Here is a 20,820-nt window from a genome sequence, read left to right on the forward strand (position 1 = left end):
CTATCGGAACGATAGTCCAACTCCAATGGGATACAGTTTTGACCCTCACCTTGAAAATCCCCGTATAGAACGTCAATGTTCCTTAACGCTCTATACGGGATTGGCTTCTTTTTTCATTGGGCAATCAGATTCTTCTCTTTCGTCTCCAGACCCACAGTACTGCCAATGCTGCTAATAAAATGACTGCACTGTATAAGATAAGATAGAAAGGCCCACTTCGCCCACCACCACCATCATTGGTTTCTCCAAAATCTTCTTTACTTACAAGCTTTCCCGCACCCAGCAATTTCAGATCGTCTCCAGCTTGTTCAATTGGAACATTCCCACTGCACAGATTCGTATGCAGCCTGTTGTCTCGTTCATCCAGACTGGCAAAGATCAGGTAAGACTGATTCTTTTCAAATTGGATGCCACAGGAGTCAGACCCTCCGCCCTTCCCCACAATTTTCATCTTTTTGGCACTGACTCCCTTCCATGCAGAATCTACATCAAAGGTATACTCTCTCACCCCATTATACCGGTATATCTGCGATCCGCCTTTTTTCACCACTTCTCCTGTAAATACCGTTGTATACGTTTCCAACCTCTTCTGAACATCACTCTCGGCACAACTGCAAGCGTACACTTTCTCTCCGGGAAATAGAGCTAACCCAGATGTAACCAACAGTAAGACCAACATAAACATCACGAACCATCGTTTCATTCCGTCTGCTCCCCTCCTACATCTTCTGCTTGAACAAACGTTGTAAAGGTTACATATTTTTATTGTTGCTATATTTATTGTAAAATTATAGCACAATACAAATATCGTTATGTCCAACATACGCAAGGAGACAACATACGAAATTAACGATCACGGAGGATCTCAACATTTGATGCACAACTGGAAAAAGAACATCTCATTCCCGCTGCTCGTTGCAGCGTTATGCATGATCGCTTTTATAAGCATCGCCCTATCCATCAGCGATAACCAGATTCATCGATTTGATGATACGCTGATCGGCTGGATTCAGGGGTTGGAATCCCCCGGCATGACACAATTCATGCAGTTTTTCACCTGGATCGGCAGTGAAATGCCTGTAGTTATCATTACAATCATTTCAATGATTGTGTTATACGTTTGCCTGCGACACAAACGCGAACTACTCTTCCTCGCTTGTGTGCTCGCCGGTTCAACCCTGTTAAATGCATTGCTCAAGCTGGTATTCCAACGTGCCAGACCTACCATTAACCGAATTATTGAAGTGAGCGGATATAGCTTCCCCAGTGGACATTCCATGGCCGCATTTAGCCTGTATGGCGGACTGGCCTTTCTCATCTGGAAACATGTACCCACCGTCACCGGACGTGTACTGATGATCATTGCCAGTGCCGTCTTTATACTGACCATTGGTATAAGTCGTATCTACTTGGGTGTTCATTATCCAAGTGATATCGTTGGCGGATACTTCTTAAGTGGATGCTGGCTCTCCACATGCATATGGTTTTATGGGCGGCATTTGGAGCGCATGTCCCAACTGCAAAGCAGAAGGCTGGCATAATCTCCTACAGCCCACGCACCTATAGAAATACCCGGCTTTCCTTAACTGAAGGATTGCCGGGTATTTTTATATTCTTATATTTGATCCTGAATCCATCCTGAACGAGTTCAGAACCTATAAGAACCCGCCTGTCCTATTTCAAGGAACAGACGGGTCTTGATTTTTATACCAAATTATAACACTTCACCATTGGATTCGATAACTTTTTTGTACCAGTGGAAGCTCTTCTTCGGTGTTCTGCTCAAGTCTCCGTTACCGTCGTTGTCCTTGTTGACATGAATGAAGCCATAACGCTTCTTCATCTCTCCAGTGGATGCACTAACCAGGTCGATACATCCCCACATCGTGTAGGCAATGAGGTCTACGCCATCCGCTACCGCTTCTTTCATCTGTTCAATGTGACCTTTCAGATAATCAATGCGATAGTCATCTTGAATGGAGCCATCTTCCTCAACCACATCGACAGCACCCAGGCCATTCTCAACGACCATCAGTGGAATCTGGTAACGATCATACAGATGATTCAACGTGTAACGCAATCCTTTTGGATCGATCTGCCATCCCCAGTCGGAAGCTTCGAGATATGGATTTTTGATACCGCCCAGCAGATTGCCTTCAGCTCTCTCTAGGGACTCATCTGCACTTTCTACCAGAGACATGTAATAACTGAAGGAGTAGAAGTCTACGCAACCTTCACGCAGTGTCTGCTCGTCTCCTGGTTGCATTTCGATTTTAATGCCCTCTTCGGCGAAGAAACGTTTAGCGAATCCAGGGTACGCCCCGCGAACCTGAACATCACCACAGATCATGTTGGAGATTTGGTCTTTCTTCTGTGCAAGCAGCATGTCGTCCGGGTTACATGTGTTTGGATATGTGGTCATGAACGCAACCATACAGCCGATCTGGAAATCAGGGTTGATCTCGTGTCCCAGCTTCACCGCTTTGGCACTAGCAACGAATTGGTGATGTAATGCCTGGAATCGAGTCTGTGGATCATCCACTCCGTCGACCAGCGTCTCTTTGCCTTCAAACAGAATACCTGCAGCCATATAAGCACCCATCGGCATCGTCAGACAGTTGATCTCGTTAAATGTCAGCCAGTATTTCACTTGATCTTTGTAGCGGTTGAAGAGAGTTGTACAATAACGGATATAACAGTCGATAACTTCACGGGAAGCCCAGCCGTTATACTTCTGTGTCAGACCAAATGGCGTTTCATAATGGGAGATCGTTACGAGCGGCTCGATATTGTATTTTTTCAACTCGGCAAAGACATTATCGTAGAACTGCAATCCCTCTTCGTTTGGCTCCAGTTCGTAACCGTTCGGATAGATCCGGGACCAGTTGATGGACATGCGGAACATTTTGAAACCCATCTCTGCCATCATGGCAATGTCTTCTTTGTAGTGCCCGTAAAAATCAACCGCTTCGTGGCTTGGATAATACGTGCCCTCTTCCAGTACAGGCGTAATCCGGCGTGGAATCGTGTGGGTTCCTCCTGTCATCATGTCAGACGTGCTTGGCCCCTTGCCACCCTGGTTCCATCCACCTTCGAATTGATTGGCAGCCGTTGCGCCACCCCAGTAAAATCCTTCTTTCATTGTCATGACCAGTTCCTCCTTCATATCTCAACAAGACTATGTAACCAGTGTACCACCCATACCCTGACACCTATTGTCATGGTATAATCAGAGCATGGAAAATAACCGATTATTTCGAATGTTGCTTTTGTTATTGGAGAAAAAGAAGGCCACTGCGCCCGAACTCGCCCGTATGTTCGAGATTTCTGTACGTACGGTGTACCGTGATATCGACCGGCTAAGCGCTGCGGGCATTCCCGTCTATACCACGACCGGAAAGCATGGCGGTATTCATCTGATGGACAACTATGTCATGGACAAGTCCCTATTGTCGGAAGAAGACCAGAATGAAATTTTGATGGGACTATACAGCATCAGTGCAATCCCACACCTTAATAGTGCTCATATGCTGCAACGACTGACCGCCCTGTTTGATCATAAGCTGGATTGGATCGAATTCAATTTCTCACCATGGGGCAGCATCCCCCTGCAAGAGAGAGAACTTTTTAATCAAGTGAAACAAGCCATTTTAACCAATCAACTGATTACGTTTCACTATGTTAATTCGGATGGGGAGAAGAGCATTCCAACGGTGGAGCCACAGAAGCTTATATTCAAAAACAGTACATGGTACTTCAAAGGATATATCCATGATGATCCTGATCGGAGAGAATTCGAGACATTCAAGATGAAACGGATCACCCAATTGACCTTTCTAACGAGAAAATTCGATCACCCTGTTGATGTGGGGTCAACACATCCTGAATCAGAGGCAGCTCCTATCCTGACTCCTCTGACACTCTCATTCTCCAGTAATATTGCATACCGGGTGTATGATTTTTTCGAACCTTCCCTCATTAAAAAAGAGCCTGATGGCAGGCTCCGTGTGTCTCTCGAACTGAATGTAGGGGAATGGCTCTACTCTTTCCTGCTGTCGTTTGGTTCAGAGCTGACCGTAATCGAGCCTGTTCATGTTGGACAGGAATTGCTCAGACGTCATATCCTAGCCGTTGAACATTTGCAGAACGTCATGAACAAACTACCCAACAATGAATGATATAATATAGGCCTATACAACTTTTGATCACAGCTGACTCTCCATCATCCATCCGACCGAAGGAGGTTTATCCATGCAAGACATTAGACGCAACAATGTGGAACGTTTCAAAGGTTTTGGTACGTTATACGATCAGAACCGACCAGCTGCTCCCACTGAAGTGGTGGATATTCTAACGACATATCTTGGCGGCACTCTGCGCATGGTCGCAGATGTTGGCTGTGGCACCGGCTTATCTTCGTGGATCTGGCTTAATGAGGCAGAACGCATCATCGGCTTCGAACCCAGCGATGACATGAGGTCTGTAGCAGAATCCAAGTGGGAATCTGCCGGGAAGCCGGATAACTTGCGGTTTGTGTCCGGCTTGTCTCACGACCTCGGACTACCAGATGGCAGTGTTGATGTGCTGACCTGCTCCCAATCATTTCACTGGATGGAGCCGCAACCCACACTGCGTGAGTTTGCACGAGTACTTCGTACAGGGGGCATATTTGCTGCCTACGATTGTGACTGGCCACCAATGCTGAACTGGCAGTTGGAACAAGCCTATCTGAAGCTGAATAAGGAAGCAGATCAACGAGCAGCCAGTCTGGCTCCCAAGGATAGTCAGGCACACAAATGGAGCAAGGATGGACATTTGCAGCAGATTCAGGAGTCGGGTCTGTTCCGATATGTCCGGGAAATCGTGTTTCATCACCACGAGACCTTTGATGCAGACCGATACGTGAACCTGGCCTTGAGCCAAGGCGGCTTGCAAACGGCGTTGAAGCTCGGAGCAGATGATCTATTAACTGCTGCCGACGAGTTCAGAGCGCTGGCTAATCGTGTATTTGACGGAGAATCCAGAAGAGTCCTCTTTTCTTATCGCATGCGCCTCGGTATTGTCTAAAAGTAGTACGTCGCTTGCATCTCTTCTACATACCAAATGCCGTAGGAGGTCGTACACGTCATAACCATGACCTGTACGACCTCCTTTTGTCTATATCCTCATGAAGAGAATAGGTCACTTAATTGTCGCTCTTGTACATTCAATGCCAACACCAATTTTGTCGGGTCTTGTCTTGAATAAATGACGTTAATGATATGGCCTTGCTGCACCTGCGGCAGCGCAGATGACAAAATTTCTTTTTGCGTTGTCACATTGAAGGTTTCACCATTCGTCTTTGTTATGCTGAGTTTGAGTTGAAGCTTGATCTTATTACTGCCTCCACTGCCAAGTGGAGTGACATCGAGGATCTTGGCCATCGCTTTTTCACCTGTTCTTGCGATATCCATCATCTCAGGGGATACGCCTTGCTGTACCATCTTTTCATCCAGCAATTGCTGCATATCCTCCTGTGATAATTGCCCTTTCATATCAAGCCCTACCTTGCGCTCATCTTTCACAGAGACCACTAAAGGAATGAAACTGCCTGGCTGGAACTGCGCCATGGAGGTCAGTGGAATAACGGTTTTCATCTCCGTATCGTATTTCTCGCGCCCCTTACGTGAAACTGTCAGACCCAATCGAACCTCCGGTTGTTCATTAATATACGTGCCTGTCTGTTGTACGCTCTTAATGACCCCCACTGCCGGTAAACCTGTCTTGACTCGACCTACGCCGAAAATGTTGCTCAAAATCGCAGGAACAAAGATCAGTGCAAACCCAGCAAAGATCGCCGGAGTATACCACCATGCCTGCATAATCATAAACGGATCATCCCACATCTTCTGTGCCAGAAATGGGGAGAACCCCACTCCGAACACAGTTAATACGCCAATGAATCTCAGGAAACCTACCATATGATCCACCCTCTCTTAATCCTTCTCTTACTATCTCTATCCATACCTCTAACGATATATCTATTCACCGTTGTTATACGTATTTCATAAATGGAGTTTCACTGTCTCATAAGCATATACCTTCTAGATGGACACCAGTCCCATATAGATCAGTTCGGACGGATTCGCTGGATTCTGACCCAATCCCACCCGATCTCCAACTCGTGGAATCTGCATTTTGGACACCAGTGTCTCCAATGTTCGCTGATACTGGTTACCGTTTGTCTCTGTCACATCCAATACAAGCACAACAATCGGATCAAAGTTGATCAGTTTGCCTGTATCGGTGATCGTCACCACCGTTGCTGTTGCCGTTAATGGAAGCGAACCACTCGCGGCCAATTGTGCCTGCTTTGCCGAATCCAGACTTTGGTTGATTGCCTCCCGATGTTCCTTGGATACGAAACCTTTCATCATCATGCCAGTGAGTCCTTTATTCATCATTTTATCCGCTTTAGCAATCGCATCTTCCTGTTTGTTCTTTTTACCGAACCATCCCATAGTAAGCACCTCATTTGTTTTATTTTTATTTATAGTTAAATTATAAACACTGCGGCTTGTCCTTGAATACCCTTCTGGCGGCATACAAAAAAAACGAAAAATCCGGTAATTGAATGACCGGATAATCGTTTCTTAAGTAAGGATCGAAGCCAATTTCACAAAAAAAGATCCGCTAATCTGATCTTCATTTCACGATTGCGAGCCATTTTTTGTACCAAGTGCGTTAGCAACGCACAACATCATGCCAAAAACAGTAGAATTTTAGCCCATAAGCATAAGTATTACGAATACACACTTTTTCAACCTTTTACACTGAGCGAGCTGTTCCCCGGAATCAGCCCCTACCGCTGAAACGTTTGATCGCTTCCTCGGTCACTGGCTGGAATAGATTAACGAGATTTCCATCAGGATCACGGAACAGCACAGCGCGATTCCCCCACGGCATCGTGGTCGGTTCCTTTACCCACTCGTCCACAAACGGCTTCAAGCGCTCATATTCGGCTTCAACATCGTGGACACGGAACTCGAGGATGACCGTGTGATTGTTGGCTGCCACGGCAGAATCAACGCCAAACAGGGGCACCGTCTGGGAGTGGCCAATTGCCAGGGTGCACGATGGCATGACGAGTTCGGCAAAGACAGGCGCGGGACGTACCGCCGAAACACCCATGACTTTCTCATAAAACTCAACAAGACGATTCACGTCGTCGGTAATAATGCGTACAGAAGCAAAATACATAAAATACACCCTTCCTGTTATAGAATAAAAGTACCCGATCATTGTGTGGGGCCTGAATCGGCCTTCTATCCCTTTATATTTACTTCAAATATGTTTACTTAAGTGATGATAAAATAACGCTACTGACAACAGTATGTCAGTAGCGTTATTCAACATTTGTACTCCTCCTGGTTAATACCATTTCATACTAAAATTACTTTTGATTCATTCTATTTTTTGCGTAACAGATACACCAGCTTCCGATAATACATGGCGGCTTCCTTGTATTTCCGCTGATCCTCGGATACTACAGCCATCCCCTCATATAACGGTTCAAGTCGCATGACATGCTGTGCGGATTCAAAATAAGGCAGACAGGCAAGCGCCCGCTCCATGAAAACTTCGCGATCTCCATGCGCAAGAGCCAGATGGCTCTGGTAGAAGGTTGCGCTCATCTGCTGATCCTGTGTTGATGCACATTTCAAGAGTTGATCTACACTTTGCGCGAGCACGCCCCAGTTCTTCCGCGCCAGAGCCACTTCGCATTGATATACATTGACGAGCGGCCGCATCGCGAGCTGTGTTTCTTCGGTTTCCTGCTGCAATAGCGACTCAAATCGTTCAATCTCAGCCTGTGCCTGTTCCAGTTCACCTGTCATCGTTAACATGACAATCCGATTGTTGGCAATCGCCGTCACCAGATCTCCCTGGTTGCCGGCATACACGAGGTTTGCCTCTGCCATGGTTAATGCCGAGAGTGCCTCCTGAACCAGCCCCATTGCGAAGCAATAGCCACTATATGCCACATATAACCCGGACAACCGATGAAACATCCGTTGATCATATACATGCCGCATCGTAAGCTCAAATACCTGTTTCGCCTCTTCATACTGTTTAACCTGGATGTAGGCTTCCATCTTGATATTTTGCACAGACAGCCAGAATTCACTGCCAGGAAGCGCCAGCTCACTGAGCCTTGTTGCGTGAGTTAGTACATCTACAAAGGCCATTTTGGAGCGATAATATTGTATTTTATAGAATAAAAGTGCCTTGACTAACGGGCGCGGCAGATCAATATCGTCTGGGCGACCATACTTCTCCAGGTAAAAATTAAGGTAGGACGTATGTATATATTCATGTGCCGTTGCATCGTTTAACTGCTGATAATAGACTGCCTTCATCAAAGCCGTTGTCAGCTCTACAGTCAGCGTGTCATCCCGATCTGCCAGTGCATGCACCGTATCTTCGGATATCGCCGACGCTGGAACAGACATTTGTTCGAAGATGGCCTCTGCCCGTTCGAGTGTTTCCTCGTCCTGAGCCGCAGCCTTCATAATATAGGAAGGGGATACCCCAAGACGCCCGGCGATAGCTTCTGCCAAGTCCTCAGGGAGCGGATAACGATCCGCCAGGATATTTGCAAAATGGGCCTGCGTGACCAGACCATCCACAAGGTCTTTACGGGAGATCTGTTTTCTTTTGCTTAGCAGTTCAATGCGTTCCTTCAGCATGGTATCCCTATCCTTTCTATCCTAACAAGCGAGTACATTCTATTCACATCATCGCAAAATTAGAGAGATAACGCCACCCTTCCGGCGAAATCAAACGAAACGGTTTCCGTTTCCGAGGTAATTGTTTTACAATAAGGAGGTATGTATACGAGCATTTTATCGAAATGCTGAAACATGAGCTGAATATGAAAGGATGCAAATAAATGATTATTAAACCAAGAACACGTGGTTTTATTTGTACCACTTCCCACCCTGTAGGTTGCGCTGCGCAAGTGCAGGAACAGATTGATTATGTAAAATCACAGCCGGAACTGAAAGGACCGCGTAATGTGCTCGTGATCGGTGCTTCCACCGGATACGGATTGGCGTCACGCGTTGTCTCTGCTTTTGGAGCAGGAGCGAATACGATCGGAATTTACCGTCCGAGCAGTTCTACAGAAAAACGTACAGCTTCAGCAGGCTGGTACAACTCTGCTGCATTCGAAAAAGCCGCTGAAGAAGCAGGCCTCAAATCGTACAGCATCACAGGTGATGCATTCGCAAACGAAACACGAGACAAAGCCGTTGAACTGATTCGCAGTGAACTTGGTCAAGTGGATCTGGTCGTATACAGCGTAGCCTCGGCACGCCGTACCGATCCAAACACGGGTGAAGTATTCAACTCTGTGCTGAAGCCTATCGGACAATCCTACACGAATAAAACAGTAAACTTCCACACAGGTGAAATCAGTTCCGTTACGCTGGAGCCGGCAACCGAAGAGGAAATTCGTCAGACGGTAACGGTTATGGGTGGAGACGATTGGGAACTGTGGATGGATGCCTTGCAACAAGGCGGCGTACTTGCGGATGATGCAACAACGATTGCTTTCTCCTACATCGGTCCTGAACTTACCCATGCCATCTATCGTGATGGTTCCATCGGTCAGGCCAAGAATCATCTGGAAGCGACTGCACTCAAGCTGAATGATCGTCTAAGTGCCAAAGGCGGACGTGCTTACGTAACTGTAGCCAAAGCGCTGGTGACTCAATCCAGCTCCGCGATTCCAGTGGTGCCACTGTACATCTCAGCATTGTACAAAGTCATGAAAGAAAAAAGCTTGCATGAGGGATGCATCGAGCAATTGCAGCGTCTGTTCGCTGAACGCCTGTATGCGGGAGGAGAAGTTCCAACCGATGCCGAAGGACGCATTCGCATTGACGATTGGGAGATGAGAGCTGATGTTCAGGAAGAAGTGGCGAAGCTCTGGAATGAATTGACCACAGAGAACATCTACGATCTGTCCGATCTGGATGGTTATCGTCGCGAATTCTTCCAACTGTTTGGTTTTGAAACCGATGGTGTGGATTATGAAGCAGACGTTGATCCAAACGTTGAAGTGCCCCATCTGGTGAACTGAAGAAGTTTTGGCGTGGATGTAAACTTAGGTTTTCGTTAGCACTTCTGATGTCATGCTAAAGATCTGATTGTACTATCAATGAGGGAGGAGCCATTGGCTCCTCTTTTTTTGCTTCTTATTACTTCTTTTACCTCTTCATGATTTCATGTCTATCCCCTAATCAAATCGATTTAAGCTGTTTTTTCAGCTCTTTTGGTACCGTCTTCTCAATAGTGATAGAACGCGCTCCATGCATGGACGCAAAGAATTGAAGCCCATCCCGAAAATCCGTAATCCATTCCTCCACAGGTGGAGCAGTCTCTTCCATTGATAACAAACGAACGGTAAGTACTCCAGTTTTACGATCAAGTCGCGGGTCCATACGTCCGATCAACCGATCACCGTGAAGAATCGGCATGGCATAATAACCGTAGGTTCTTTTCACCTCTGGCGTATATATCTCCCATTTATAATGAAAATCGAATAAATCGACAATCCGTTCTCTTCTCCATAACAGGTTGTCCAGTGGCGGCAGGAAACGTACCGGGCCTGATGGATCATAGTGTGGCTCTTCCCTCTCCATGTGCAATAGCAAATCCTCATCTTCAGCTCGAATATAATAAGGCGTCGCCACGTCCTCCACCTTAAGCGGGATCATTCTCCCATCTGACACACGGGCAGCAATATCGGCGCGTCGTTCAGCCGCTGTAGATTTCAGCCAACCCAGACGGGGATCACGGGCATCTACGATACGATACGCATGAATGTATTTATCCAGCAGAGCCTGCCTCTGGACCAACATATCCATATCTTCTTCCAATGGAAGTCCCTGTTGCTGCAATACGGATTCGGTAATATGAAAATAACGTTCGTTCCCCTGCCTCGCCACCACACGAATCACAGCAGAGTCTAACAGTAGATTCAGTGCAAGTGTGGTATCCTTCGTCTTCGGCACATCTGCACTGTCCCAATAACCACTTACCCGTTCTACAGCACGGAAGGCTCTTGAAGGTAACGGGCCTTCCTCCTTCAAACGCTGTAACACATGCTGTACTGTTTTCTCCAGACCTTGCAAGGACGGAGCCAGACGCTCCCTTAACCGGGCACGAACAGGTTCAAAGAGAGCATAATCCTCGATCGGAATGACACAAGCAGCATTTGCAAAATATTCAAACACCTTGTGATCACTCAGTAGCGAATTTAAGCTGTCAGCAGTATAACCCGGGTCACGAGCACCCAGCACCAAATGCTGGTTTCCGGTTACAGCAGCCACAGGATCGATCTGCACGCAACCAAGGGAGCGAATCAAACTCAAAACTTGATCGGGGCCCGAAGGTAAGGAAACTGCGGGCCAACGTCCCAGTAAAGCTTGTGTTTGCAGCAAAAAACGCCGAACGATTTTTTTATTCATGTGCAGCGCTGTTGTCATATGTATGGGTTCTTCCCTTCATTAAATATACAAGAATTATAGTCCAACTTATAAGATTGATTCTAACAGTCCAGATGATTACTTTACAACCAAAGAAAGGATTCTATTCGTCTTACTTAACCAGCAATCCGTTTCTCATAGACAAAATAAAAAGAAGCACCACCATCCTGGATGATCTGCTTCTTGTGTTTGACCTTTTGCAATTTTTCCTGCTTCGTAGGCATGAGCCGTACATGTTGTGATAACGCACCATAATCTCCGTTAACTCTTCGGCTCTGTTCCGAGCACCATTGACCTGATCGCTCTGCTTTGCGTAATGCTTTTTGTGTTTGTGTACGTGCCATAATGGATTACACACTCCTTTGGTTGATATACACTCAATATATCATGTGCAGCTACGCAAGTGAAGGTGAAGCTTCAATAAAAGAGACATAAAGCGGATAATTAGACTGTGTCATCAAATTATAATTATTTAAACCATGGCAAAGAGAAACTCCGACGCAAATTGTCCATTTTCTTAAAGAAGACTGAGTAAACCTGATGCAATATATAAATTAGTACAAAAGTTCTTAAAATCAAAAAGGACGCTAATATTAACGTCCCTTTTTGATCATTCAATTTCTTTATTATTCAACTTTAAACCATGGACCTGCATTTTGTATGACACCCCATAGTTTCGCTGGCAACACAAGATCTCTAACGTTAGATGATTTAATCACGTTTTGGATTTCCGCCTCCCTTCCTTGTTGAACTTTTTCAATCCACTCTGGATCGGAGATTAATACACGTCCAATTACCGCTAACGAAAGTCCTTTCTCCAAGCTTTCAGAGACATCCTCTGGGCTTTCCAAGGAACCCGCTGCAATTACAAAAATCCGATTATTGGCATGTTCAACAATCAGCTCAAGATACGTTTTTTTGTTATCTTGGTTATATTTCGGTTTTGATGTAAGGGCTTGAACCAAGGAACCATGAACATAATCAACATTTTCTTCAATCAGTTTATCGATCAGCGCGTACGTATCTTTCATTCTAAGGGCATCTTGTTGATGTTCTTCTGGGGAAATTCGGTAACCTAAAATAAACGGTTTTGTCGAATATCTCTCAATAGCTTTTTTCACCTCTCGAATAACAGCTAGTGGAAAACTCAGACGTTTTTCCAGTGATCCCCCCCATTGGTCTTGACGTTTGTTGAAGAATGGAGATAAAAAGCTTTGAAGTAAAAAACCGTGGGCTCCATGAAGTTCAACACCATCAAAACCAGCTTCAATTGCACGTCTTGTAGTTTCACCGAACGCATGTATAATTTCCAGAATTTCTTCATGTGTGAGTTCTCTAGGGGATACTGCTTCAGTCAGAGCAACACCGCTCGGACTTACCACGTCACCATTAGGAACTAATTCAGCAATCGCTTTATCTCCAGCATGGAACAATTGAAGAATTGCTGGAGCTCCTCCACTCTTAGCAGCATCTGCCAATTTTTTTAGACTAGGAATAAATGAATCATTATATGCGGCGAATTCATGTGTAAATCCAATCCCATTGGATAGGACATGAGTACAGCCCGTGATAACTAAACCTACACCATTCACTCTTTTTTTATAATATGCAACTTCCTCATCGGAAATCGTGTAATCATCATTACTTGACCATGTCGTCATCGGAGACATAACCACTCGGTTCTTTAAGGTAATCCCTTTATTGAATGTAAAGGGTTCAAACAAGTTATTAAATTTACTCATTGTACGTTCTCCTTTATATTTTGATTTCTAAGTGCTTATTTATGAAACAGATGAAGGTAACCCTACGCTCATTCATCCCAACAACAAGTTCTACTCAAGAATATCAGGTTAACCTAAGGGGAAGTAAAGCAGGAATTTGACACGTAATTTAAGACGATTTACTTTTAATAATTTTCTATTGTGATAAAATAACAGTTACAGTAACTGTAACTATGGAGGCGATCAAATGTTTTTTTCAATGAAATATGTGGTGGAGAATTATAATATAACTGCAAAGACACTTCGATTTTATGAAGAGCAAGGGATATTACCAAATATTTCGCGCGACGAAAAAGGGAATAGAATTTATACCGAACAACAAATCGATTGGATTTCTTTTATTCTTTGTCTCAAAGAAACAGGAATGCCACTTTCTAAAATTAAAGACTACAAGGAATCTTATGAGATGGGGAACTCCACCTATTCAGAAAGAGAGGAAATGTTAAAGAAACATAAAATTGAATTACAAAAGAAAATCGAAGAAAGTTTGAAACATATGGAAGAAATAAATTATAAATTAGCTATGTATGAACTTCAAAAAGATGAGGTTAGGAAAAATCCTAACCACAATTTTAAATGTCATGGTCTTGCGGTGAACATTGTCGATACCAGGGGGGTTGAATCAAATATTCAGAATGCTAAAACCAACAGATGAACAAACGGAGCTCGAAATATCTTCCAGAAAAATAACCAGTCGCCTATATTTACCTAGCGATTGGTTATAATTGTTTTAAAATCTGCATCTTTTGCAGTCATCAGTTTTTTTGAGGGAGCCTCCACGGTTTAAAACGTTAATCCAGACTACATTACTACTTTCGATTATATTAAAAAAAATCTACGTTAAAGCACAGTAATACCATGCTATCTAGCGGGATTGACGCTTTCGCCGAGACTGCCACGTTTCGATTGGTTCATGATCATCTTCTTCGATCAGTTCCAATGCTTCTTCTACTCTTCTCGCCTTGAATAAAAGGATTAATTCCATCAGGTCTTCCCGGTCCAGCAGCTTCACTCCATTGACTGCTGCAAGCGTCCGGCAAGCTTCGGTGTAACGGGCGGACGTTAATACAATTGATCGGTCAGCTTCATAATAACGCATGGATGTATATATCTCCTGCACTGCACTCAATCCTACCGGATGGTTCGCACCGTATCGCTTCGCTTGTACAACACTTCGTCTGCCGAGTCTATCAACAAATACAAGATCCGCACCGAAATCCCGGCTGCTCGTCGTCTTATGAACCTCATCGTACCCGAGTTCTTCGAATAGATGATAGAGATATAATTCAAATTCCGAACCATCCTCCATCTTGTCGATGTCCTTTATCGTAATCTTCCTGGGATTGGCTTCACTTCGTATCCGCTGCCCGCGCCCGATAACGCGCCGAATAATCCAGGCCAGCAGTAGTAATATAACAATAATTCCTATGACCCATAGGGTCACATTTTCACTCCAGTTCATAGCTCTTCTCCTTGTTCTTTTCCCTATGTTCTATCCAACATCTTACGCAGATATGGCTTATCACCGCACTAAATATATCAGACTTCCACCTTCATCGAAAGAAGATGAATTCCCTGTAACCCTCACACTTCTCCAAACATGGTTATTTCGACAAATCCATGATAAAAGGTTACAGTGTGTTCGGTTGAATTGCACTTCACTTCAATGGTAAAATTCAACAATCGGTTCTCTTTTGAATCGAAGAAGAAAGGTGGTTTATCACTTGCATACATTGACCAAACACAAGTCCAAAACATGGGCTGCCCTCATTTTTAGCGGCATGCTCCTCTTCACCATGAATACAACAGGTTACGCCGCTGCCTCAACCGAATCCATGCCCAAACCGGCGTGGACGTCATCTTCTCTGATGTTATCTGAGGCCAATACGGAAAAAGATGTCCTGATCAAGGGAATCCATGCCGTGCCATCCAAAAATCTTGTATATGTACATGCCTCCCAGCCCGTAACGAAAACAAGCAGCAAAACAACATTGGACTGGCAACTGGACTCTCTCCAAGCATTTGATGCTACAACTGGACAATTGAAGTGGAATACGATATTTCATGAGAAAAGTGGTCCTTATACCACCTACTCCGATTCGGTATATGCCAGCAACGGTACAGCTTATGTGTATATGGAATATTCGGACAAAACCAAAAAATTGTACTCATTCAATACATCTGGTAAGACCAACTGGATCAAATCGGTGAATTCACCTGCAAACATATCCCTATTGGATAACGATACGCTGATGGTTGCTTCAAGTCAGGGCGTGCAATCGAATGGTTCCGTTCGCTCAGCCATCTCGTTATATGACAAAAAGGGCAAGCTGATTACAGAAAAGACCATTAACGGTAACGTGCTTAAGGCTGACCATGGTCGAATTGTAGTGGATGCCAGTAAACAAACCAAGGTAGGCAACTTCTGGCAGCAAGCTGCGAATCCCAAAGTGGAGATCTATGATCGTACGTTGAATCGTCTGTCCTTCTACCAATTCCCTGCCAATGCCAATACACTGGGAGATGGCGGCGGTGAATCACTGGCTATTCTGGACGATGGTTCCATTATTATGCGTGCCAATTTTGAGAACACGGGTAACCGTTTGATTGGCTTTGGCATCGATGGCAAGCTTGCTTGGGGACGTGCCATTGCTGGGGATGCCTACATTCAGACAGCTGGCAACGGTTATGCCGTCTTTACAGGGCAGAAGCTGGAATTGTACACGATGAAAGGCAAAGTGACCGAGCGTACATTCAAGGACGCACAGCCTGCATTGATGCATGTCGACCAGACACAGGATGGTCAGTACCAACTTGATTTTGCCAAAACAGGATACATTCTTGATCCGCAGACACTGGAAGACGTGCATATCTACACGACCAGTGCCTCAGTTCCTTCATTAGAAGGTGTGTCTACCTATGTGGATGATGTCATCTATTCCATGAACGATGAGACATTGTCCAAATATGTACTGAAGTCCCATCCTGCAAAATAATAAAAGAGACTTTCCGGCTCTTTATCGTAGGTTAATAACCAAACTAAAATCTCGATTTAATAATAAGCCGGGCGAGTTCCATAAGGAGCTCGCCCGGCTTATTGCATTGGTAGGATAGAATTATCCTATTTCCAATTCTCGTCTATAAATTCGTCCCGTCCGGATGACGCACGGTCTTCCTTATAGTGTTTCTCGTTTTTCTTGTGGTAATCCTGGTGATAGTCTTCAGCCGGATAGAACACAGCTGCATCACGAATTTCCGTAACAATCGGTTGACTGAATCGTCCGCTGGCTGCCAGTCCCTGCTTTGACTGTTCAGCAAGCTCACGTTGACGTTCATTATGCACAAAGATCGCCGTACGATACTGTGTCCCCCGATCCTGGAACTGCCCTCCGTCATCCGTTGGGTCAATCTGAGGCCAGTATAGCTCTAGCAGTTGTTCATAAGGAAATACATCCGGATCAAATGTAATTTCAACCACTTCGACATGACCGGTCTCCCCGGTTTTGACCTGCTCATATGTTGGATTCTCGACGTGACCGCCAGTATAACCCGATATAATGCCATGAATGCCCGGTTGTTCTTCAAACGGTGTAACCATACACCAGAAACATCCGCCGGCGAATGTAGCTTTTTCCATTCCGTTCATCCCTTCTTATCTAAACTACATATGAATATAGATAGCTATTACGCATACCTTCTTATATTTTAAAACAACAAGAGGTTGATTGAAAGCCATCGTTATGGCTCTCAATCAACCTCTTCATTGGTAATTCATTTTATTCATTTGGTAAAGCAATTTAGCTGACAACTTTATTCAAGAACTGATCTTGAATGAGTTACCCGCGACTACGTCCCATCGAACGGAAGATCAAGCTTACGATGGCTACAAGAACGATCGCACCAATCAATGCAGGCACAATGTGGAATCCGCCCATCTCAGGACCCATATCGCCCAAGATTACTCCACCTAACCATCCACCGATGAAACCCGCAATGATGTTACCGATAACACCACCTGGAATGTCACGACCAACGATCAAACCTGCCAACCAACCAATGATACCACCGATAATTAATGACCATAACCAACCCATATCATTCACCTCTAATTAAAAGTTTTTGTTGTTGTCTGTCTACTATTAACCGCTACAGAAGCATTTAAACAATTGGCATAAAAATTTTTGCATATTACCTTTTGTCCCGATGCATCATTCTCTGCAAAACAAGCCATAGCCAGGTATGGAAACAGATCGCGTTACTTTCCGGCATCTCACCAGCTCAGGGCTGCGTTATGTACCTCCCGAAAGTCATTGTATGTTAGAGCAGACAAGGTTAGTATCACCAATTGAGGTAGGATTATTTATAAGTTTGCGTCATATTATAGGATGGATGGGTTAGATCTGATCAATAAAAGCCTGCACGGCCCTTACCTGGCTGCGCCAGCCACGTATGTTTGTGACTCTTGTCCAGCTCGCCACGCATCGACTGAATGACTTTTACAATGTCTGTCTGTCCATTCTGATGCCATTCCAGCGCAGCGCTCACATACAACTCACCTAGCTGCGCAAGAGAAAACGTGTCGGTCAGACGAGCTGCTTCTACCGTGCCCTCTTCACCCGCGAATACTGTGAAGCCTCGTTGGCGTAAATATTGCAGGCGCAGCGCTTCATCTGGCAGCGGAATTTCGTAAGCCCGGTCAAACCGTCCAGCACGGTTCATAAGGCCAGGATCTATTTTCTCAGGATAATTCGTTGTACCGATCAGGAAAATGCCTTCTTTGGACGTAGCTCCATCCAGTGTATTCAGGAAAAAGGAACGGACTTCATCCGGCATCGAATCGATATCCTCAATGATCAGTACCATCGGTGCGAGCCGCTTGGCAGCTTCGAACACTTCACGCACTGATTCACTGTTGGTATACTCCGTTATCTGCCAATAGGCAGCCGGTCCCGGAATACTTCCTGCAATGGATTTCACCAATGTGGTCTTACCGTTTCCGGGGTGTCCATACAATAGAATGCCCCGTTTGTACGGGATATCATAATCTCTGTAAAAGGAACGATCCGCTTCGAAGAACTGATCCAACGAGCGGAAAATATCCTGCTTGATCTGTGCCGAGAGAACAACATCCTCTCTTCCTACGGAGCGAGTAATGGATTCAACATGACGATCGCTGCCATTGCGGGCATCGGTATATACCGTCACTTTTTTCATATTTTGCTGACGTTCCCGTTCCCGGACACTTCCCAGAAATTGCTTCATCTCCTCATCCCCGACAGCAAATACGAAGTCTTCGCTATAGATGCCGTTCTCTCTGAAAAATGGAACCCGCACAAGTGCAACGCCCCATTTCGGATAGGCAAATACGTTGTTGCGAATGGAGTAATGCACACCATAAGTAGGCACATCACCATCATCATCGTAATGCAACGTCTGAAGCTCCAGATCCTCGAATATGCGGGCTACCAATTCCACTTCGGCACTGCCATTTTGCAAGTCTTCCCGGAGTAACTCCCAATATTCATTGTTCGGGTCAGAACTGGCATACAGTTTGTATTCAACTCCATAGCGCTGATTGAGTGCCTCACTGATTCCACGAATCAGCCTTGAATAGATGGCGTACCCTTCTACTCGAATACGGGTATCATGTTGTTCGTCGTAGCTATAGATTGCCCGGGTAGGATCTACTTGTTGTTCGTGTATTGTCATTATTTCGCTCCCTTTACCGCAGCAAGCGGTTTGCATTTGGCTACAACTTGAGCCAGGCCTGCGCCGGTTATACTGTCTATGATTTCGTCTACATTTTTATAAGCCTGTGGTGATTCATCAATAATGGATTCAAGTGAGCGCTGGTTTACCACAATTTCATCTTCTGTGCCGACGCCAAGGGCCGTAGCAAAATCCTCTACAGAAACCAGTCGTTTCGTTGCTGTCCGGGAACGTATGCGACCCGCACCGTGACATATTGAATAATAATTATCCGCACCCTGTGGCTGACCCACCATGATATATGAAGCAGTTCCCATCGAACCGGGAATAAGCGCCGGATGTCCAGTTGCCAGATAAGGCTTGGGATTGTCCGGGTGACCTGCCGGCAACGCACGTGTCGCCCCTTTTCGATGTACAAAAACGGAATCTTGGTCTGCATGGGATTCTTCCCAGGCATAGTTGTGCATCAGGTCGTATAACGTGCGGAATTCACATTTGGAGCCAAACACATCCCGGAATGCTTCGCGAATAGCATACGCAATCAGGTGCCGATTGACAACTGCATAATTCAATGCAGAATACATCATGTTCACATAATGACGACCTTCCGCATGCTCCAGCGGTGCAAATACCAGTCTCGGATCGGATGTGCCCAGGTTAAGGCGCTGCATGACTTTGGTAATCGCTGAAGAACTTGTCTGACTTACATATCCGCCCCATGCACGCGAGCCGGAATGAATCATGACCACGATCTGTCCATCGTACAATCCCCAAGCTTCGGCGATTTCACGATTCTCTTCAGCGATCTCAATCGCCTGGATCTCGGCAAAATGGTTCCCTCCGCCCAGTGTACCGAGCTGACGATGCGAACGATGCCACGTCATATCAGGAACGTGATTTAACACATCCTCATCGTAACTGAATTTGCTGCTTTCCACATGGGTCATCGAGGTTGATTTTTTCGGTGTATAGCTGTCAGGGATATACTTTTTGGGTAAACCATGCAGCCCTTTACGAACAATATGCTCCAGTCTGATATCCGAGTAATGACCTCGCTGGTTCGCCTCCATTGGCAATACTTTCTCAATGGCTTTGACGAGTTTACGGCGAAGCTTGATGTCTTTCAATTCGTCCTTGTGCAAGTTCGTCATATGCACTCGCATGCCACAGCCAATGTCACTGCCAACGATGGAGGGAGAAACGTATCCGCTCTGTGCATCCCACACGGCTGTCGTTCCAATACATGTACCTACACCGACGTGTACGTCTGGCGTGTAACTCATATAAGAGATTCCCGGAATCTGCAGATTATTGTTCGCCATCTCGAATACCTTGTAATCGAGCGAGGAAAAGAGTTGTTGCGCTGCATATACGGTTAGGTCGCCTGCAGGCAATTTCACTTCATGGCGGTAGCCACCTGCGATTTCATTTTGATTAGTAAATAAATTAAAGTCTGGATTCATAAAAGTGTATTATCCTTCCTGTACGTTCAGCAAATTCGGTTTGCTGATTCATCTATAAAATAAAACTAAAAAAAGCCATAGGCTAGTCGCCCATGACTTCTACTGAATGACAATAACGGAGAACAGAACAGCGTAAACATGCTGTGTGTCTGTCATCCATCGCTATAATATAAGCGAAGAACGCATATCGATTATAAAACCCGCTAAACGATATGCCTATCCCCTATGTCGACCGTATGAGGCCAATGAGACGATGAGCCTGATATGCAGTTGTATCTACCTTGCGCGCTGTTTGATTCAGATCATAAGCAAACATCATGTCTCTCGGCCTCC

20 protein-coding genes are annotated in these 20,820 nt (G+C 45.2%); 6 read left to right on the forward strand and 14 right to left on the reverse strand.

The window, feature by feature from the left end; genetic code table 11:
- Positions 1-124: 124 nt before the first annotated feature.
- A complete protein-coding gene (locus AB4111_RS18330; protein WP_442032673.1) occupies positions 125-703 on the reverse strand; it encodes a hypothetical protein in 579 nt (192 codons plus the stop codon).
- A 172-nt stretch (positions 704-875) separates the two neighbouring features.
- Here AB4111_RS18330 and AB4111_RS18335 point away from each other — a divergent pair, with 172 nt between their 5' ends.
- Positions 876-1,541, forward strand: coding sequence for a phosphatase PAP2 family protein (locus AB4111_RS18335; protein WP_442032795.1), 666 nt, complete (start codon positions 876-878; stop codon positions 1,539-1,541).
- A 173-nt stretch (positions 1,542-1,714) separates the two neighbouring features.
- Here the strand turns inward: AB4111_RS18335 and AB4111_RS18340 are convergent, their stop codons facing one another.
- Positions 1,715-3,148: a glycoside hydrolase family 1 protein gene (locus AB4111_RS18340; RefSeq protein WP_442032674.1), complete on the reverse strand. Its 1,434-nt coding sequence runs from the start codon at positions 3,146-3,148 to the stop codon at positions 1,715-1,717.
- 88 nt (positions 3,149-3,236) lie between these two features.
- Here AB4111_RS18340 and AB4111_RS18345 point away from each other — a divergent pair, with 88 nt between their 5' ends.
- Together AB4111_RS18345 and AB4111_RS18350 are read left to right on the forward strand one after the other, a co-directional pair.
- On the forward strand, positions 3,237-4,178 hold the full coding sequence (locus tag AB4111_RS18345) for a helix-turn-helix transcriptional regulator (protein WP_442032675.1): 942 nt from the start codon (positions 3,237-3,239) through the stop codon (positions 4,176-4,178).
- Positions 4,179-4,251: 73 nt separating this feature from the next.
- Entirely contained in the window at positions 4,252-5,067 is an 816-nt protein-coding gene (locus tag AB4111_RS18350; protein WP_442032676.1) for a class I SAM-dependent methyltransferase, read from the forward strand.
- A 98-nt stretch (positions 5,068-5,165) separates the two neighbouring features.
- Here the strand turns inward: AB4111_RS18350 and AB4111_RS18355 are convergent, their stop codons facing one another.
- The 4 genes from AB4111_RS18355 to AB4111_RS18370 all read right to left on the reverse strand — a co-directional run bounded on the left by AB4111_RS18355 (position 5,166) and on the right by AB4111_RS18370 (position 8,729).
- Entirely contained in the window at positions 5,166-5,960 is a 795-nt protein-coding gene (locus AB4111_RS18355) for a hypothetical protein (RefSeq protein ID WP_366349390.1), read from the reverse strand.
- Between the two features lie 123 nt (positions 5,961-6,083).
- Positions 6,084-6,500, reverse strand: a complete 417-nt coding sequence (locus AB4111_RS18360; protein ID WP_074096159.1) for a hypothetical protein — start codon at positions 6,498-6,500, stop codon at positions 6,084-6,086.
- 334 nt (positions 6,501-6,834) lie between these two features.
- A complete protein-coding gene (locus AB4111_RS18365) occupies positions 6,835-7,239 on the reverse strand; it encodes a VOC family protein (protein ID WP_442032677.1) in 405 nt (134 codons plus the stop codon).
- 209 nt (positions 7,240-7,448) lie between these two features.
- Positions 7,449-8,729 carry an XRE family transcriptional regulator gene (locus AB4111_RS18370; RefSeq protein ID WP_442032678.1) on the reverse strand — a complete coding sequence of 427 codons (1,281 nt, stop codon included), beginning with the start codon at positions 8,727-8,729 and terminating at the stop codon, positions 7,449-7,451.
- Between the two features lie 203 nt (positions 8,730-8,932).
- Between AB4111_RS18370 and fabV the strand changes: the two genes are divergently transcribed.
- Positions 8,933-10,126, forward strand: a complete 1,194-nt coding sequence (gene fabV / locus AB4111_RS18375; protein ID WP_442032679.1) for an enoyl-ACP reductase FabV — start codon at positions 8,933-8,935, stop codon at positions 10,124-10,126.
- Between the two features lie 160 nt (positions 10,127-10,286).
- Here fabV and AB4111_RS18380 read toward each other — a convergent pair whose 3' ends face one another.
- The 3 genes from AB4111_RS18380 to AB4111_RS18390 all read right to left on the reverse strand — a co-directional run bounded on the left by AB4111_RS18380 (position 10,287) and on the right by AB4111_RS18390 (position 13,276).
- Positions 10,287-11,534, reverse strand: coding sequence for a DNA glycosylase AlkZ-like family protein (locus AB4111_RS18380; protein WP_442032680.1), 1,248 nt, complete (start codon positions 11,532-11,534; stop codon positions 10,287-10,289).
- A gap of 116 nt (positions 11,535-11,650) precedes the next feature.
- Positions 11,651-11,878, reverse strand: coding sequence for a hypothetical protein (locus AB4111_RS18385; protein WP_442032681.1), 228 nt, complete (start codon positions 11,876-11,878; stop codon positions 11,651-11,653).
- A 282-nt stretch (positions 11,879-12,160) separates the two neighbouring features.
- Positions 12,161-13,276: an NADH-dependent flavin oxidoreductase gene (locus AB4111_RS18390; protein WP_442032682.1), complete on the reverse strand. Its 1,116-nt coding sequence runs from the start codon at positions 13,274-13,276 to the stop codon at positions 12,161-12,163.
- A 226-nt stretch (positions 13,277-13,502) separates the two neighbouring features.
- Between AB4111_RS18390 and AB4111_RS18395 the strand changes: the two genes are divergently transcribed.
- Entirely contained in the window at positions 13,503-13,970 is a 468-nt protein-coding gene (locus AB4111_RS18395; protein ID WP_442032683.1) for a MerR family transcriptional regulator, read from the forward strand.
- Between the two features lie 210 nt (positions 13,971-14,180).
- Here the strand turns inward: AB4111_RS18395 and AB4111_RS18400 are convergent, their stop codons facing one another.
- Entirely contained in the window at positions 14,181-14,777 is a 597-nt protein-coding gene (locus tag AB4111_RS18400) for a restriction endonuclease (protein WP_440390332.1), read from the reverse strand.
- A gap of 262 nt (positions 14,778-15,039) precedes the next feature.
- On the opposite strand from AB4111_RS18400, the gene AB4111_RS18405 reads away from it, so the two are divergent.
- Positions 15,040-16,311, forward strand: a complete 1,272-nt coding sequence (locus AB4111_RS18405) for a hypothetical protein (protein ID WP_442032684.1) — start codon at positions 15,040-15,042, stop codon at positions 16,309-16,311.
- Between the two features lie 125 nt (positions 16,312-16,436).
- Here the strand turns inward: AB4111_RS18405 and msrA are convergent, their stop codons facing one another.
- From msrA to AB4111_RS18425, 4 genes are all read right to left on the reverse strand, one after another.
- Positions 16,437-16,952: a peptide-methionine (S)-S-oxide reductase MsrA gene (msrA, locus tag AB4111_RS18410; RefSeq protein WP_442032685.1), complete on the reverse strand. Its 516-nt coding sequence runs from the start codon at positions 16,950-16,952 to the stop codon at positions 16,437-16,439.
- Between the two features lie 199 nt (positions 16,953-17,151).
- Positions 17,152-17,409 carry a GlsB/YeaQ/YmgE family stress response membrane protein gene (locus AB4111_RS18415; protein WP_062835823.1) on the reverse strand — a complete coding sequence of 86 codons (258 nt, stop codon included), beginning with the start codon at positions 17,407-17,409 and terminating at the stop codon, positions 17,152-17,154.
- Positions 17,410-17,719: 310 nt separating this feature from the next.
- Positions 17,720-19,024: an AAA family ATPase gene (locus AB4111_RS18420; RefSeq protein ID WP_442032686.1), complete on the reverse strand. Its 1,305-nt coding sequence runs from the start codon at positions 19,022-19,024 to the stop codon at positions 17,720-17,722.
- Positions 19,024-20,487: an RtcB family protein gene (locus AB4111_RS18425; protein ID WP_442032687.1), complete on the reverse strand. Its 1,464-nt coding sequence runs from the start codon at positions 20,485-20,487 to the stop codon at positions 19,024-19,026. Before AB4111_RS18425 ends, AB4111_RS18420 begins: the two co-directional genes overlap by 1 nt.
- Between the last annotated feature and the right edge of the window lie 333 nt (positions 20,488-20,820).

Origin of the sequence: Paenibacillus sp. 2KB_22, from assembly GCF_052115745.1 — a bacterium.
Lineage (GTDB): Bacteria > Bacillota > Bacilli > Paenibacillales > Paenibacillaceae > Paenibacillus.

Coding starts and splice junctions, on each gene's coding strand:
- AB4111_RS18370 (WP_442032678.1), bottom strand. CDS start 8,729: ATGCTGAAGGAACGCATTGAACTGCTAAGCAAAAGAAAACAGATCTCC.
- AB4111_RS18415 (WP_062835823.1), bottom strand. CDS start 17,409: ATGGGTTGGTTATGGTCATTAATTATCGGTGGTATCATTGGTTGGTTG.
- AB4111_RS18330 (WP_442032673.1), bottom strand. CDS start 703: ATGAAACGATGGTTCGTGATGTTTATGTTGGTCTTACTGTTGGTTACA.
- AB4111_RS18360 (WP_074096159.1), bottom strand. CDS start 6,500: ATGGGATGGTTCGGTAAAAAGAACAAACAGGAAGATGCGATTGCTAAA.
- msrA (WP_442032685.1), bottom strand. CDS start 16,952: ATGGAAAAAGCTACATTCGCCGGCGGATGTTTCTGGTGTATGGTTACA.
- AB4111_RS18390 (WP_442032682.1), bottom strand. CDS start 13,276: ATGAGTAAATTTAATAACTTGTTTGAACCCTTTACATTCAATAAAGGG.
- AB4111_RS18340 (WP_442032674.1), bottom strand. CDS start 3,148: ATGACAATGAAAGAAGGATTTTACTGGGGTGGCGCAACGGCTGCCAAT.
- AB4111_RS18365 (WP_442032677.1), bottom strand. CDS start 7,239: ATGTATTTTGCTTCTGTACGCATTATTACCGACGACGTGAATCGTCTT.
- AB4111_RS18380 (WP_442032680.1), bottom strand. CDS start 11,534: ATGACAACAGCGCTGCACATGAATAAAAAAATCGTTCGGCGTTTTTTG.
- AB4111_RS18395 (WP_442032683.1), top strand. CDS start 13,503: ATGTTTTTTTCAATGAAATATGTGGTGGAGAATTATAATATAACTGCA.
- AB4111_RS18400 (WP_440390332.1), bottom strand. CDS start 14,777: ATGAACTGGAGTGAAAATGTGACCCTATGGGTCATAGGAATTATTGTT.
- AB4111_RS18345 (WP_442032675.1), top strand. CDS start 3,237: ATGGAAAATAACCGATTATTTCGAATGTTGCTTTTGTTATTGGAGAAA.
- fabV (WP_442032679.1), top strand. CDS start 8,933: ATGATTATTAAACCAAGAACACGTGGTTTTATTTGTACCACTTCCCAC.
- AB4111_RS18335 (WP_442032795.1), top strand. CDS start 876: ATGCACAACTGGAAAAAGAACATCTCATTCCCGCTGCTCGTTGCAGCG.
- AB4111_RS18425 (WP_442032687.1), bottom strand. CDS start 20,487: ATGAATCCAGACTTTAATTTATTTACTAATCAAAATGAAATCGCAGGT.
- AB4111_RS18385 (WP_442032681.1), bottom strand. CDS start 11,878: ATGGCACGTACACAAACACAAAAAGCATTACGCAAAGCAGAGCGATCA.
- AB4111_RS18355 (WP_366349390.1), bottom strand. CDS start 5,960: ATGGTAGGTTTCCTGAGATTCATTGGCGTATTAACTGTGTTCGGAGTG.
- AB4111_RS18350 (WP_442032676.1), top strand. CDS start 4,252: ATGCAAGACATTAGACGCAACAATGTGGAACGTTTCAAAGGTTTTGGT.
- AB4111_RS18420 (WP_442032686.1), bottom strand. CDS start 19,024: ATGACAATACACGAACAACAAGTAGATCCTACCCGGGCAATCTATAGC.